Genomic DNA, 13,584 nt, shown 5'->3' on the forward strand with positions numbered 1-13,584 from the left:
CGCGGGTCTTCCCGCCTTCCTGCCGGTTTTTTTCCTCCGGGGCCGGTCAAGCCTTCTCGCCCTTGTTCATGCTCGCTTGTTCACGCTCGCGTACCGTTTCCGGCCCGTGGGCAGAACGCCTAATCGAGCCAGGACGGGATGATATCCTGTTTCAGCATTGCGTCATAACTGGGGCGCGCGCGGACTTCCTCGAAGGTCTCCCCCTTCACCATGACTTCGGGCACGAGGGGCCTTGTATTGTAGGTGGAGGCCTGCACGGCGCCGTAAGCGCCCGCGGACATGACGGCGACGAGATCGCCGCTCCCGAGCCTCGGGAGCTTTCGGCCCTTGGCGAAATAATCGCCCGTTTCGCAGACGGGGCCGACCACGTCATAGATCACCTGTTCCGCGTCATCCGCTTGCGTGACCGCGCGAATTTCGTGAAAGGCGTCGTAGAGCGTCGGGCGGATCAGGTCGTTCATTGCCGCATCGAGAATGAGGAAGTTGCGGTCGTCGCCCTGCTTTTCGTAAATCACGCGGCTGACGAGAATGCCCGCATTACCCGCGATCAGGCGCCCCGGCTCGAAGGTCAGCGAACAGCCGAGATGGCCCATCGTGCGCTTCACCATCGCGGCATATTCGTCCGGGTGCGGGGGCACGTCGTTATCGCCGCGATAGGGAATGCCGAGCCCGCCGCCGAGATCGATGTGGCGAATGTCGTGGCCGCGCGCGCGCAATTCCTCGACCATTGCCGCCACGCGCGTGAACGCCGCGTCGAAAGGCGCGAGGTCGGTCAGCTGGCTGCCGATATGAACGTCGATGCCGTTTGCCTCGATGCCCGGCAGTTCCTTCGCGTGGTCATAGACCGAAGGTGCGCGCTGCCAGGAAATGCCGAACTTGTTTTCCGCCTTGCCGGTCGCGATCTTCTCATGCGTCTTCGCGTCGACATCCGGGTTCACGCGGATCGCGACGCGCGCGGTGAGGCCCCGCGCGGCGGCGAGCTGCGAGAGAAGGTCAAGTTCGGGTTCGGACTCGACATTGAAGCGGTCGATGCCTGTTTCCAGCGCGAAACTCATCTCGGCTTCGGTCTTGCCGACGCCGGAAAAGACGATCTTGTCCGCGCTTATCCCTGCCGCCAGCGCACGGCGCAGCTCACCCTCTGACACGACATCCGCGCCCGCGCCCTGTCTTGCCAGTGTCGCGACCACGGCAAGATTCGAATTCGCCTTCACCGAATAGCAGACGCGCGCGGGCTGTCCCTTGAAGGCATCCGCAAAGACGCGGTAGTGCCGTTCAAGCGTTGCACTCGAATAGCAATAGAAGGGTGTGCCGACCGCTGCGGCAATCTCGGGGATCGCGACGTCCTCGGCATGAAGAACGCCGTCGCGATAGTCGAAGTGATGCATGTCTTTGTCCGGGGGCGCGGGGTGCGCTCAGTAGTTGCTGACGCGGCTGCGCGGCGCGATATCTTCCATTTCCTCGTCGAGCGGTTCGGCGTCGATGGGCGGATTGTCGCCCAGCACGTCTTGCGCCGAGGGGCCCTGTTCGGCTGCGGGGCGTGGTTTCGCGCCTGCGGGAAGTTCGAGGTCGCCCTTGCGCCCGCAGGCCGAAAGCGTCGCGGCGAGCGCGAGCCCGAGCAGCGCCGTCATGATCGTCCGCCCTATCGTCATCCCGCTTCTCCCAGCTCTAGCGGCCGCCATCGCGCCCGAGTTCATCGCGCCACCATTTCGCGGCGGCGCGCACATTCTCCGGCGAGGTGCCGCCGAAGCTCGTCCGGCTGGCGACGGAGTTGTCGACGCCAAGAACGGAATATACCTCATCCGTGATGCCGGGCTCCACCTCGCGCATGTCGTCGAGCGAAAGCCCGTCGAGGTCGATGCCTTTCTGCTCCGCCTTCGCGACAAGGGCGCCCGTCACATGGTGCGCCTGCCTGAAGGGGAGGTTCAGCGCCCGGACCAGCCAGTCGGCAAGGTCGGTCGCGGTTGAGAAGCCGCGCGAGGCGGCGGCCCGCATCGATTTCTCGTTGACGCTCATGCTCTTCACCATGCCGGTCATCGCGGCCAGCGAGAGCGACAATGCGTCCAGCGCGTCGAAGGCGGCTTCCTTGTCTTCCTGCATATCCTTGGAATAGGCGAGGGGCAGGCCCTTCATCACGATGAGAAGCGAGGTCAGCGCGCCGATTACGCGGCCGGCTTTCGCGCGCACGAGTTCGGCAGCGTCGGGGTTGCGCTTCTGCGGCATGATCGAGGAGCCGGTGGTGAAGCTGTCGGGCAAGCGCACGAAATCGAAGCCCGGCGTCGACCAGATCACGATTTCTTCGGCGAGCCGCGTCAGATGCGTGGCGGCGATCGAGGCCGCGCCGAGCGTTTCGAGCACGAAGTCGCGGTCGGAGACGCTGTCGAGCGAGTTCCGCGTCGGGCGCTCGAAGCGCAGCGCCGTCGCCGTCTGCTCCCGGTCGATGGGAAAGGAGGTGCCGGCAAGGGCGGCCGCGCCCAGCGGGCATTCGTTCAGCCGCTTTCTCGCGTCGGCAAGCCGGCCCCGGTCGCGGCCCGCCATTTCCACGTAGGCAAGGCAGTGATGGCCGAAGGTCACGGGCTGGGCCGTCTGGAGATGCGTGAAGCCCGGCATGATGGTGGCCGCGTGTTCTTCCGCGCGCGTCAGCAGGGCTTCCTGCAGGTCGCGGAGCTGGCCGTCCAGGTGGTCGAGCGTGTCGCGGATATAGAGCTTGAAGTCGGTCGCCACCTGGTCGTTGCGCGAGCGCGCGGTATGAAGCCGCCCTGCCGCCGCGCCGATCAGGTCCGAAAGCCGCGATTCCACGTTCATGTGGATGTCTTCGAGGTCGCGCCGGAATTCGAACTTGCCGTTCTCGATCTCGGCAAGAACCTCGTCGAGCCCTGCGACGATTTTCCCGGCATCGTCCCTTGAGATAATTCCCGTTTCGGCCAACATGGCCGCATGCGCCTTCGAGCCCTCGATATCCTGGGCAAAGAAGCGCTGGTCGAAGCCGATGGAGGCGTTGATTTCCTCCATGATCCGGTCGGGGCCTTCGCCGAAGCGTCCGCCCCACATCTTGTTGCTCATGTCGTTCTCCGGGCTCCTGTTCGGGTCTCACCGGCGCCTTGGGCGGCATTCCGAAGCCAAGCCGAAAAAGAGTAGGGAATGTTCCAGGGAAAGCCGAAAACAATCGCCATTCTGGCCGTAGCGGTGCTGATAGCCGCAGGCGCGGTATACTTGATCGGACAGGGGGGCGGCAACCCGGATAGGCCCGCCATGAGCGAGGCCGCCGCCCGGCTCGATGCCGCCGCCACGGGCGAGGTGGCCAATTTCAAGGCGAAGCCCTCGCCTCAGCCCATGCCGGAGTTCACCTTCGAGAATGCCGGGGGAGAGACGCTGACATTGGCCGATTTCCGGGGCAAGCTCGTTCTCCTGAACATCTGGGCGACCTGGTGCGGCCCTTGCCGCGAGGAGATGCCGGAGCTGGACGAGCTTCAGGCGGCGTTTGGCGGCGAGCGTTTCGAGGTCGTGGCCCTCAGCGTCGACAGCAACGGGCAAAAACTCGTCCGGGACTTCCTTGCCGAAGTGGGGGCCGGCCATCTCGGCCTCTATATCGACCCCGCCGCCAAGGCCAATTTCACCCTTGGCGCCTTCGGCCTGCCGACGACGCTCCTGATTTCGCCGGAAGGCGAGGAAATCGGCCGCATGGTCGGTCCCGCGCCCTGGGCGAGCGAGGACGCAAAGGCCTTTATCGCGGAAGCCCTCGACCTCTATCGCTAGTCGGTAGGATCTAACCTTGTCACGAACATGCCGCCGAGCATCTGGGCGGGGTCGCTGCCGCCCGCGGTCAAAGGCACCGAAATGGTGTGACCGACGAGATAGAGGCGGTCCGAGGCCGTAAAGGGCACCTTCACGAAAACGGGTTTGCGGTCCAGAAAGGCTTTCCGCGTGATGTAGAGCCAGCGGCGCCGGACGGATGCCGGGTTCCTGCTTGAAAAGGCGGTGCTTTCCTCGGCGAATTCCGAAAGAAGTTTCCCTGTCCGTTCCTCGCCGAGAAGTTCCACAAGCGCCGTGCCGAAAAGGCGGACACGGAAATCGTCGCCGCCGTTCACGGCCTCGGCGATGACGAGGTTCGGCATCAGCTTCGCGATTTCAGCGGGATTGATGTCGGCGCGGTCGGCCATTTCGCGGCTTCCGCGCTTGCGCTCGATATAGTCATGGAGCGCACACACCGAGGGATGCTCGGGAACGTCGATGAATTCGGGTTCTTCCGTGATCTTGGTGGCGCCTTCGCCATGATCGAAGCTGCTGGGCATTTCCGTCCTCACACGCCCCTTCGGCGCGCTTTTGACGGTCATTCTGCGCGCTCCGGGTTAATGAACTCGTTAGGAATTCATTTCCGATGCGGAACGGCGATGCCGGTTCAGCGCGTCGGGACGGGCTTCTCGCCGCGATAATCGTAGAAGCCGCGCTGGGTCTTGCGGCCGAGCCAGCCGGCCTCGACATATTTCACGAGAAGCGGGCAGGGCCGGTATTTCGAATCCGCCAGCCCGTCGTAAAGCACCTGCATGATCGAAAGGCAGGTATCGAGGCCGATGAAGTCGGCCAGCTGGAGCGGCCCCATCGGATGGTTCGCGCCGAGTTTCATCGCCTTGTCGATGCTCTCGACCGAGCCCACGCCTTCGTAAAGCGTGTAGACCGCCTCATTGATCATGGGCAGCAGGATGCGGTTCACGATGAAGGCGGGGAAGTCTTCCGCGTTTGCCACCTTCTTGCCGAGCGAGCTGGCGAAGACCTGGATCGCATCGAAGGTCGGATCGTCGGTCGCGATCCCGCGCACCAGCTCGACCAGCTCCATCACCGGCACCGGGTTCATGAAATGCATGCCCATGAAGCGTTCGGGGCGGTCGGTCGAGGCGGCAAGCCGCGTAATCGAGATGGAAGAGGTGTTGGTCGCGATCAGCGCATCCTCGCGCAGATGCGGGCAGAGTTCGGAGAAGATCTTGCGTTTGACCTCTTCGTTCTCGGTCGCCGACTCGATCACGATGTCGGCATCCTCGAAACTTTCCATGCTTTCGGCGGGGCCGAGCAGTTCCAGCGCCTTGTCGCGCTGTTCGACGGTGATGCGCTCGCTCGATACCTGCCGCGCCATGTTGCCGTCGATGGTTGCGAGCCCCGCTTCGATGCGCTCGCGCGAGACGTCGTAAAGCGCGACCTCATATCCCGCCAGCGCGCAGACATGCGCGATACCGTTGCCCATCTGACCGGCGCCGATGACGCCTACCTTGCGAAAATTCATTACTCGAAACCTGTGGTTTTACGGCCTGCCGAAGCGGCAGGCTGGAACGGCCCTAAGAATGGCGCGGAAGACCGGCAGCGTAAAGAAAAAGCGCCGCCGGTTGCCCGGCAGCGCTTCACTTGGTCCGCAAGAACGGGCCGAAAAGTTCAGAGACCGGCTTTGCCGAGCTCTTCTTCAAGTTCCGGCACGGCCTTGAAGAGGTCCGCCACGAGGCCGTAATCGGCGACCTGGAAGATCGGCGCCTCTTCGTCCTTGTTGATGGCGACGATGACCTTCGAGTCCTTCATGCCCGCGAGATGCTGGATCGCGCCGGAGATGCCGACCGCGATATAGAGCTCGGGAGCGACGACCTTGCCGGTCTGGCCGACTTGGTAGTCGTTCGGCACGAAGCCCGCATCGACCGCTGCGCGCGAGGCGCCGACGCCGGCGCCCAGCTTGTCGGCGATCTTTTCGAGCATGGCGAAGTTCTCGCCGTTCTGCATGCCGCGGCCGCCCGAGATAATGATCTTGGCGGAGGTCAGTTCCGGGCGGTCGGACTTCGTCAGCTCTTCGCCCACGAATTCGGTCAGGCCGGGATTTTCCGCCGCGCCGATCTTCTCGACCGAGGCCGAGCCGCCCTGGCCCGCCGCCGGGAAGGCGGTGGTGCGGACCGTGATGACCTTCTTGGCGTCGGTCGACTTCACGGTCTGGATGGCGTTACCGGCATAGATCGGACGCTCGAAGGTGTCGGCGCCTTCGACGGCGGTGATTTCCGAGATCTGAGCCACGTCGAGAAGGGCGGCCACGCGCGGCATGAAATTCTTGCCGACGGTGGTGGCAGCCGTGACGATGGCGTCATAGTCGCCCGCAAGGCTCACGACGAGCGCTGCGAGGGGTTCTGCAACCGGATGCTCGTACTGGGCATCGTCGGCGACGAGAACCTTCGTCACGCCGTCGAGTTTCGAGGCGGCCTCGGCGACCGCGTCGCAGCCGCTGCCCGCGACGAGGATGACGACATCGCCGCCTATCTTCGAGGCAGCCGTGACGGTCTTCGCGGTGGCGTCGTTCAGGGCCTTGTTGTTGTGGTCTGCAATAACAAGCGTGGTCATCCGATCACTCCCGCTTCCTTGAGTTTCGAGACGAGTTCGGCTGCGGACTCGACCTTGATACCTGCCGAGCGCTGCGGCGGTTCCGACACCTTCAGGACTTCAAGGTGTGCCTTCACATCGACGCTGTAATCGGCCGGCGACTTTTCGTCGATCGGCTTCTTCTTCGCCTTCATGATGTTGGGCAGCGAGGCGTAGCGCGGCTCGTTGAGGCGCAGGTCGGCCGTCACGACCGCCGGCATCTTGAGCTTCAGCGTCTGCAGGCCGCCATCGATTTCGCGGGTCAGGTTCAGCGTGTCGCCGGCGATCTCGACCTTCGAGGCGAAGGTGCCCTGCGACCAGCCGAGCAGCGCGGAAAGCATCTGGCCCGTCTGGTTGCAATCGTCGTCGATTGCCTGCTTGCCGAGAATGATGAGGTCCGGCTTTTCTTCCTCGGCGACCGCTTTCAGGATCTTCGCGACATTGAGCGGTTCGACGGTTTCATCGGTCTTCACGAGAATGCCGCGGTCGGCGCCCATGGCGAGCGCGGTGCGGAGCGTTTCCGTGGACTGCTGGACGCCGATCGAAACGGCGACGACTTCGGTTGCCGTGCCCGCTTCCTTCAGGCGAACCGCTTCTTCGATAGCGATTTCGTCGAACGGGTTCATCGACATCTTGACGTTGGCGAGATCGACACCGCTGCCATCCGATTTCACGCGGATTTTCACGTTGTAGTCGACCACTCGCTTGATCGGTACGAGGACTTTCATTGAGGCGGACTCCCTGCGCATTGCCTTGGCGGCGAGAAACGGGGATGAAACTGCCCCCGGGCCTCACGGTACCTCGGCGCCGGTCTTGGTGTAGGTCTTGGGCGGGCGGCTGCCTTGAAACGGCTGTTTCTCGCGTAAAACGAGGCCAGACTCGCCCGGTGCCACAAAGCTGCTGTTGCGGTGCGGGAACCTAGTGGCCCCGCCCGTCCCTGTCAACGAATAGGGGCAAGCGCGGCTCGGGGCTATTTGCCGCTCTCCCGGGTTCCGCCGGGAACCCACATCACGTCGCCGGGGCCTTTCCCGTCCTCGCCCAGATTGGCGAAGCGGGCGGCGACGAAAAGGAAGTCGGAGAGGCGGTTGAGATATTTGAGAGCGGCCTCGCTCACACGCTCATGGGGAAGTTCCATAAGCGCCGTTACCTGCCGTTCGGCCCGGCGGCAGACGGTGCGGGCGAGATGGAGATAGGCAGCGGCCGGCGTCCCCCCCGGCAGGATGAAGGAGCGCAGGGGGGCGAGCGCGGTATTCATTTCGTCGATTTCCGTTTCGAGCCGCGTCACCTGGGTATCGAGGATGCGCAGCGGCTCGTAGTCGAGCTTCTCGTCCTTTTCCGGGGTGGCGAGATCGGCGCCCAGGTCGAAAAGCTCGTTCTGGATGCGGCCCAGCATCGCGTCGAGCTTCGGCATGGTGCCGGTGTGCAGCCGGGCGATGCCGATGACGGAATTCGTCTCGTCCGTAGTGCCGTAGCTTTCGATCCGAAGCGCGTGCTTGGGCACACGCTCGCCGGTCGCAAGCGCGGTCGTGCCCTTGTCGCCGCTCTTCGTATAGATCTTGTTGAGCGTAACCATATCTCTCCAGGCGGTTTGCCGCCGTCAGCCCTTTGTGAAGGGCAACATGCGCTTCAGCACGTTATCCTTGAGAACCACGTGATGATAGAGCGCGCCGAGAATATGGAACGCCACCAGCGCGGCAATGAGGTAGCCGTTGACGACGTGCAGCCATTCGCCGATTTCGTGCAGCGTATCGTTCTGCGCAATCTTGAGCGGTATCACGCCATAGGCCACGGGTTCGCCCTTCGAGGTCGTCACCAGCAGCAGGCCGAAGAGCGGTTGCAGCGTTACCAGCGCATAGAGGCTGTGATGGGTCGCCTTGGCGGCGATTGCCTGCCAGCGCGGCATGGGCGGATAGGCGGGGCGGGGGCTCGATCCCCTTACCGCCAGCCAGATCACCATGAGGACGAGAATCACGAGGCCGGTGCCGAAATGATATGTCGCCGTCTCGCGGCTCAGCGTGAAGCCGCCATAGAGCATGATGAGCACGAGAACGGCGATGGCCCAATGAAGCGTCTTGATCCTCGTGGCGAAGCTCGACGTGTCGGAGGCGGTATCGGTCATGGCTTGGGAATCCCCTGGCTGTGGCTTTGAGCAAGAATCGCCTGTTGCGGGCGAGGGATCAAGCTGCCTGCGCCACATTACGGCGATATTACAGCCCTAGCTCTTCCAGCCGCGCCGCCACTCGGCCACAGCCTCGCCGATTTCGTGCGGGCTGTCTTCCTGGATGAAATGGCTGCCCTTCACCGTCACTTCGGTCTGGTTCGGCCAGCTCCGGCAGAATTCGCGCGGCGCGCCGGTCAGGATCGCGCCGGGGTCGGCATTGATGAAGAGCTTGGGGAGGTCGTTCGCGGCCATCCAGCCGGCATAGGACTGCACGATGTCGGTCACGTCTTCCGGCTCGCCGCCAAGCGGGATCTGGCGCGGCCAGGTGAGCGTCGGCCGCCGGTCCTCGCCTTCCTCGCGGAAGGGGCGGCGATAGACGTCCATTTCCTCGTCCGTCAGTTTCCGCAGGATCGAGCCCGGCAGCACGGCCTCGATGAAGAGGTTCTTGCGCAGGATCATTTCCTCGCCCGCCTCCGAGCGGAAGCCTTCGAAGATGCCGCGCGCATCCTTGTTCCACTCGTCCCATTCAAGCGGCCTCACGATCCCTTCCATATAGGCGATGCCTTCGACCGCGCCGCGGTTGCGGTTCGCCCAGTCGAAGCCGAGCGCCGAACCCCAGTCATGGATCACCAGCGTCACCTTCTCCGTCGCGCCCACCGCTTCGAGGAAGGCGTCGAGAAAGCGGCGATGTTCGCGGAAGGTGTAACGGGTGGGGCCGGAGGGTTCGAGCTTGTCGCTGTCGCCCATGCCCATCAGGTCCGGCGCGATGCAGCGGCCCTGATCTTTCAGATGCGGCATCACATTGCGCCAGAGATAGGACGATGTCGGGTTGCCATGCAGGAAGAGGATCGGGTCGCCTTTGCCCATCTCGCTATAGGCCATGCTGCGGCCCGAAATATTGACGTGTTCCTTCGGCAGTTCAGCGGCGGAAATCTCTTTACCGGGCATCGGGGGCCTCCTCCTGTCGCAGCCATCGTCTCTTTGCCAAGAGATATAGGGCGCGAGGCATCATAAGACCTGTATCGGGCGGGCAAAGCCTGAAATCGCGGAGCCGAAGGGGCGGCTTCACGAAAATGCGTGGTAAAACAATGGCTTGTCGAGCATCTGGCCGGTGTTGCCGGGGCCCGGCTCGTGCTCGGATGGAGCCTTCAGCTCGTGCTCAGATAGAGCCCGATCATGATGATGACGACGGCGAGGAACTGCAGCCCCACGCGCCAGCGCATCAGCGTCTGCGAGCGGCTTGCCGAACCGCCGCGCATCATGTTCCAGAGACCGAGCAGCAGCACGATGACGACCGCGCCCATCGCGATGGGTCCGAGCCATGTGAAAATTTCAGTCATGAGCTCAGTTTCCTCCTTCGAGCAGGCGGCGCGCGATGACCTGCGCCTGAATTTCCGCCGCACCCTCGAAGATGTTGAGGATGCGCGCGTCGCAAAGTACGCGGCTCACGGGATATTCGAGCGCGAAGCCGTTGCCGCCGTGGATTTGCAGGGCATTGTCGGCCGCTGCCCAGGCGATGCGCGCGGCGAGCAGTTTTGCCATGCCCGCCTCCAGGTCGCAGCGTCTGCCGCCGTCCTTTTCGCGCGCGGCAAAATAAGTGATCTGGCGCGCCACCATGATTTCCACGGCCATCATCACGAGCTTTCCGAAGACGCGCGGGAAGCTCATGATCGGCTTGCCGAACTGGATGCGCTCCTGCGCGTAGCGAAGGCCGAGTTCGAGTGCGCATTGCGCAACGCCCACAGCGCGCGCCGCCGTCTGGATGCGCGCGCTCTCGAAGGTCTGCATGAGCTGTTTGAAGCCCTGGCCTTCCTCGCCGCCGAGAAGGTTTTCCGCCTTCACCTCGAAATCGTCGAAGCCGATCTCGAATTCCTTCATGCCGCGATAGCCGAGCACTTCGATCTCGCCGCCCGACATGCCTTTCGCGGGGAAGGGTTCGTTGTCGTCGCCACGCGGCTTTTCCGCGAGCAGCATGGACAGGCCCTTGTAGCCCGGCTCGTCATTGGTGCGGCAGAGCAGCGTCATCACGTCCGCGCGGGCGGCGTGCGTGATCCAGGTCTTGTTGCCGTTGACCTTGTAGGTATCGCCGTCGCGCTTGCCGCGCGTCTTCAGGCTTGCGAGGTCGGAGCCCGTATTGGGCTCGGTGAAGACGGCGGTCGGCAGTGTTTCGCCGCTCGCGATCTTCGGCAGCCACTTCTGCTTTTGTTCGTCGGTGCCGCCGCCGAGGATCAGCTCCGCGGCGATTTCCGAGCGGGTGCCAAGCGAGCCGACGCCGATATAGCCGCGGCTCAGCTCTTCCGAGACGACGCACATCGATTCCTTGCCGAGGCCGAGGCCGCCGAATTCCTCCGGGATCGTCAGGCCGAAGACGCCGAGTTCCGACATCTGCGCGATCACATCGAGCGGAATGTAGTCGTCCTTCAGGTGCCACTCATGCGCGTGGGGCACGACTTCGGCATCGGCGAATTTGCGCATCTGGTCGCGGATCTGCTCATAGGTGTCTTCGAGGCCCGCATCGCCGAAGGTTGCAGCCCCCGCATTCGCGCCGATCAGTTCGGCCAGCCGCGCGCGCGCGGCGGCGGTGTTGCCGCCCGTCACGAGCTTGCGCACGGCGTCGTTGAACAGAACCTGTGCCTCTTCGTGCGAGACGCCGAGATCGCGCATGCGCACCGTCTCGCCCTGGCTCATCGGAATGCCGCCTGCGAGTTGCGAGAGATATTCGCCGAAAGCGACCTGCACGATCAGCGCCTCGAACTCGCCGAGGCGGCCTTCGCCCTCCATGCGCGCCGCATAGGCGTTGAGCTGGCGCAGCGCTTCCACATAGGTCGCTGCCCAAGCAAGCCCGTGGGCAGCGAACTGTTCCTTCTCGACCAGTGCCGCCGAGACCTTGCCGTCTTTTGCGACTTTCGCGAAAACCGCCGCTTTCGCCTTGGCGAAAAGCGTGCTGGCTGCCTCCACGGCGCTTGCCGTCAAGGGCAGGAGATCGTCGAGAAGGACTTTGCCTTCCGTGGCGCTCGGATTGGAACTGGCGGCGGTGGACTGGCTCATGGGCGAACTCGCTCGTATCGGGCAGACAAAAGGACAAAAGGGATGTCGCAGGCCCCGGAAAGGGCCCTGTGGACGTGAAATCCGGAATTTTTCCGGGAAGCACGGGGGATGGCCCGATGAAAATAGCACGTGCTTCTCAATGTCTATATATCTCGAAGCCGGGGTCCGGGCCAGCCGGGGCCCCGATTCGCTGGTAAGTGTTGCAAGAGACGGCCTGACGGGGGCATTCCATGGACGGCGCAAAGATCACGACAGCGGCCGACAGCACCAAGGTGGTCGGTCTCGTCATCGGTGCGCTGCTCGTGGCGCTGGCGGTGGTCATGCTCGTGCCGGTACTCGCTGAAATCGTTGCACGCACCGGGGACTGGAAGGCCTTCCTCTCCTCTGCGGTGGTGACGGGCTTCGTCGGCGGTGCGCTCATGCTGGCGAACCAGACGGAAGAGCGCGACCTTACCCACCGGGCGACTTTTCTGGTCACGACACTCGGCTGGCTTTCGGTGGGTGCCTTTTCGGCGCTGCCTTTTGTCTTCTCCGAAGTCGACATGAACTACACGGATGCCTTTTTCGAGGCCATGTCCGCCGTGACCACCACGGGCTCGACCGTCATGACCGGGCTCGACCGCACGCCGCCCGGTCTCCTCCTCTGGCGCTCGCTGCTGCAATGGGTTGGCGGTATCGGCATCATCGTCACGGCGGTGGCCATTCTGCCCTTCTTGCGTGTCGGCGGCATGCAGCTCTTCCGCACGGAAAGCACGGACAAGACGGAGAAGGTGCTGCCGCGCCCCGGGCAGGTCGCGGTTGCGATCGGCGAGGTCTACCTGCTGCTCACGCTTCTCTGCGCGCTCGCCTATATCGTTGGCGGCATGACGCCCTTCGATGCGCTCAACCACGCAATGACCACCGTCGCGACGGCGGGGTTCTCTACCCATGACGCTTCTTTCGGTTATTTCGACAACCCCTTCATCCATTGGACCGGCACGGTCTTCATGATTTCGGGCGCCTTGCCGCTCGCTCTCTATGTACAGACGCTCCGGGGCTCCGGGGAAACGCTCTGGACCGATCCGCAGGTAAAGAGCTTCGTTACCATGCTGGCCGGCGTCTCCATCGTGATGGCGCTCTGGCTGGCCGCGCGCGGCGATTACGGGTTCTTCGAGGCGCTGACGCTGACCGCCTTCAATGTCACCTCCATCGTCACCACGGCGGGTTTTGCCAGCACCGATTATACGCTCTGGGGGCCATTCGGGATCATGGCTTTCTTTATCCTGATGTTTCTCGGCGGGTGTACGGGGTCGACGTCCGGCGGCATGAAGATGTTCCGCCTGCAGATTCTGGCGCTTCTCTTCCGCACGCAGGTTCGCCAGACGCTCTATCCGCATGTCGCACAGACGCTGCGCTACGGCGAACGCACGGTGAGCCGGGAGATCGTCTTCTCCGTCGCGCTCTTCGTGTTCGTCTATTTCGCTTCCATGCTTTTCGTTGCGCTGGCCCTTGCAGCCTTCGGGCTCGACTTCGTGACGGCGCTCTCCTCCGCCGTCACCTCTATTGCGAATGTCGGTCCGGGCCTTGGCCCCATCGTCGGTCCGGCCGGCAATTTTTCTTCGCTGCCCGACGGGCCAAAACTCATCATGGCCTTCGCGATGCTGCTCGGCCGTCTCGAATTGCTGACCGTCCTCGTCATGTTCTCGAAGGACTACTGGGAGCGGTAGAAGGGGCGGCGATACCGTCATTGCGAGTCTCCCGTAAGGGAGGCGTGGCAACCCATGGGAGGTGCGGCATGTACAGGCTTCTCTCAAACGCCTTGCCGTGAACGCACACAGGGAATATGCCGAATACAGATGTCCACGGTCTTATGGCGCAAACGCCGGAAGCAGCTTAGCTACCTCCCCGACCGTCAATCACGATAGCGCCCGCTTCTGACCGCATCGGATACAGCGCATCCGGTCCCGGCGTTTCGTTAGGTTCGCATTCTCATACTTATAAGCGAGGCTTCGCTGGTC

The 13,584-nt window shown here is 63.4% G+C and carries 14 protein-coding genes; 2 read left to right on the forward strand and 12 right to left on the reverse strand.

What is annotated here, in order from left to right; translation table 11 throughout:
- Positions 1–119: 119 nt before the first annotated feature.
- The 3 genes from lysA to argH are packed head-to-tail and all read right to left on the reverse strand — an operon-like array spanning position 120 to position 3,060.
- Positions 120–1,385, reverse strand: coding sequence for a diaminopimelate decarboxylase (gene lysA / locus ABJO61_RS10380; RefSeq protein ID WP_348328123.1), 1,266 nt, complete (start codon positions 1,383–1,385; stop codon positions 120–122).
- Positions 1,386–1,412: 27 nt separating this feature from the next.
- On the reverse strand, positions 1,413–1,649 hold the full coding sequence (locus ABJO61_RS10385; RefSeq protein WP_348328126.1) for a lipoprotein: 237 nt from the start codon (positions 1,647–1,649) through the stop codon (positions 1,413–1,415).
- A gap of 16 nt (positions 1,650–1,665) precedes the next feature.
- Positions 1,666–3,060, reverse strand: a complete 1,395-nt coding sequence (gene argH / locus ABJO61_RS10390) for an argininosuccinate lyase (protein ID WP_348328129.1) — start codon at positions 3,058–3,060, stop codon at positions 1,666–1,668.
- A gap of 78 nt (positions 3,061–3,138) precedes the next feature.
- Here argH and ABJO61_RS10395 point away from each other — a divergent pair, with 78 nt between their 5' ends.
- Positions 3,139–3,753 carry a TlpA disulfide reductase family protein gene (locus ABJO61_RS10395; protein WP_348328132.1) on the forward strand — a complete coding sequence of 205 codons (615 nt, stop codon included), beginning with the start codon at positions 3,139–3,141 and terminating at the stop codon, positions 3,751–3,753.
- On the opposite strand, the gene ABJO61_RS10400 is transcribed toward ABJO61_RS10395, so the two are convergent.
- The 9 genes from ABJO61_RS10400 to ABJO61_RS10440 form a co-directional block, all read right to left on the reverse strand.
- Positions 3,750–4,331, reverse strand: coding sequence for a PAS domain-containing protein (locus ABJO61_RS10400; RefSeq protein WP_348328135.1), 582 nt, complete (start codon positions 4,329–4,331; stop codon positions 3,750–3,752). The two genes, ABJO61_RS10395 and ABJO61_RS10400, sit on opposite strands and share 4 nt — an antisense overlap.
- Before the next feature lie 65 nt (positions 4,332–4,396).
- Positions 4,397–5,272, reverse strand: coding sequence for a 3-hydroxybutyryl-CoA dehydrogenase (locus tag ABJO61_RS10405; protein ID WP_348328138.1), 876 nt, complete (start codon positions 5,270–5,272; stop codon positions 4,397–4,399).
- 146 nt (positions 5,273–5,418) lie between these two features.
- Complete coding sequence (locus ABJO61_RS10410; RefSeq protein ID WP_348328141.1) at positions 5,419–6,360, reverse strand: FAD-binding protein; 942 nt, start codon at positions 6,358–6,360, stop codon at positions 5,419–5,421.
- Positions 6,357–7,106, reverse strand: coding sequence for an electron transfer flavoprotein subunit beta/FixA family protein (locus ABJO61_RS10415; protein ID WP_348328144.1), 750 nt, complete (start codon positions 7,104–7,106; stop codon positions 6,357–6,359). Before ABJO61_RS10415 ends, ABJO61_RS10410 begins: the two co-directional genes overlap by 4 nt.
- Positions 7,107–7,348: 242 nt before the next feature.
- Positions 7,349–7,951, reverse strand: coding sequence for a cob(I)yrinic acid a,c-diamide adenosyltransferase (locus ABJO61_RS10420; RefSeq protein ID WP_348328148.1), 603 nt, complete (start codon positions 7,949–7,951; stop codon positions 7,349–7,351).
- Positions 7,952–7,975: 24 nt separating this feature from the next.
- Entirely contained in the window at positions 7,976–8,497 is a 522-nt protein-coding gene (locus tag ABJO61_RS10425; protein ID WP_348328151.1) for a cytochrome b, read from the reverse strand.
- 96 nt (positions 8,498–8,593) lie between these two features.
- On the reverse strand, positions 8,594–9,487 hold the full coding sequence (locus ABJO61_RS10430) for a haloalkane dehalogenase (RefSeq protein ID WP_348328154.1): 894 nt from the start codon (positions 9,485–9,487) through the stop codon (positions 8,594–8,596).
- Between the two features lie 200 nt (positions 9,488–9,687).
- Entirely contained in the window at positions 9,688–9,879 is a 192-nt protein-coding gene (locus tag ABJO61_RS10435; protein WP_348328157.1) for a twin transmembrane helix small protein, read from the reverse strand.
- Positions 9,880–9,883: 4 nt separating this feature from the next.
- Positions 9,884–11,587 carry an acyl-CoA dehydrogenase family protein gene (locus ABJO61_RS10440; protein WP_348328160.1) on the reverse strand — a complete coding sequence of 568 codons (1,704 nt, stop codon included), beginning with the start codon at positions 11,585–11,587 and terminating at the stop codon, positions 9,884–9,886.
- Positions 11,588–11,817: 230 nt separating this feature from the next.
- On the opposite strand from ABJO61_RS10440, the gene ABJO61_RS10445 reads away from it, so the two are divergent.
- Positions 11,818–13,293 carry a TrkH family potassium uptake protein gene (locus ABJO61_RS10445; RefSeq protein ID WP_348328163.1) on the forward strand — a complete coding sequence of 492 codons (1,476 nt, stop codon included), beginning with the start codon at positions 11,818–11,820 and terminating at the stop codon, positions 13,291–13,293.
- Positions 13,294–13,584: the final 291 nt, after the last annotated feature.

This window comes from Parvibaculum sp. (assembly GCF_039973015.1).
Taxonomy (GTDB): Bacteria; Pseudomonadota; Alphaproteobacteria; order Parvibaculales; family Parvibaculaceae; genus Parvibaculum.

What these genes read in the sequence shown, in the direction of transcription:
- ABJO61_RS10435 (WP_348328157.1), bottom strand. Translation starts at nt 9,879, where the DNA reads ATGACTGAAATTTTCACATGGCTCGGACCCATCGCGATGGGCGCGGTC.
- lysA (WP_348328123.1), bottom strand. Translation starts at nt 1,385, where the DNA reads ATGCATCACTTCGACTATCGCGACGGCGTTCTTCATGCCGAGGACGTC.
- ABJO61_RS10415 (WP_348328144.1), bottom strand. Translation starts at nt 7,106, where the DNA reads ATGAAAGTCCTCGTACCGATCAAGCGAGTGGTCGACTACAACGTGAAA.
- ABJO61_RS10425 (WP_348328151.1), bottom strand. Translation starts at nt 8,497, where the DNA reads ATGACCGATACCGCCTCCGACACGTCGAGCTTCGCCACGAGGATCAAG.
- ABJO61_RS10440 (WP_348328160.1), bottom strand. Translation starts at nt 11,587, where the DNA reads ATGAGCCAGTCCACCGCCGCCAGTTCCAATCCGAGCGCCACGGAAGGC.
- argH (WP_348328129.1), bottom strand. Translation starts at nt 3,060, where the DNA reads ATGAGCAACAAGATGTGGGGCGGACGCTTCGGCGAAGGCCCCGACCGG.
- ABJO61_RS10400 (WP_348328135.1), bottom strand. Translation starts at nt 4,331, where the DNA reads ATGACCGTCAAAAGCGCGCCGAAGGGGCGTGTGAGGACGGAAATGCCC.
- ABJO61_RS10410 (WP_348328141.1), bottom strand. Translation starts at nt 6,360, where the DNA reads ATGACCACGCTTGTTATTGCAGACCACAACAACAAGGCCCTGAACGAC.
- ABJO61_RS10405 (WP_348328138.1), bottom strand. Translation starts at nt 5,272, where the DNA reads ATGAATTTTCGCAAGGTAGGCGTCATCGGCGCCGGTCAGATGGGCAAC.
- ABJO61_RS10420 (WP_348328148.1), bottom strand. Translation starts at nt 7,951, where the DNA reads ATGGTTACGCTCAACAAGATCTATACGAAGAGCGGCGACAAGGGCACG.
- ABJO61_RS10430 (WP_348328154.1), bottom strand. Translation starts at nt 9,487, where the DNA reads ATGCCCGGTAAAGAGATTTCCGCCGCTGAACTGCCGAAGGAACACGTC.
- ABJO61_RS10385 (WP_348328126.1), bottom strand. Translation starts at nt 1,649, where the DNA reads ATGACGATAGGGCGGACGATCATGACGGCGCTGCTCGGGCTCGCGCTC.
- ABJO61_RS10445 (WP_348328163.1), top strand. Translation starts at nt 11,818, where the DNA reads ATGGACGGCGCAAAGATCACGACAGCGGCCGACAGCACCAAGGTGGTC.
- ABJO61_RS10395 (WP_348328132.1), top strand. Translation starts at nt 3,139, where the DNA reads ATGTTCCAGGGAAAGCCGAAAACAATCGCCATTCTGGCCGTAGCGGTG.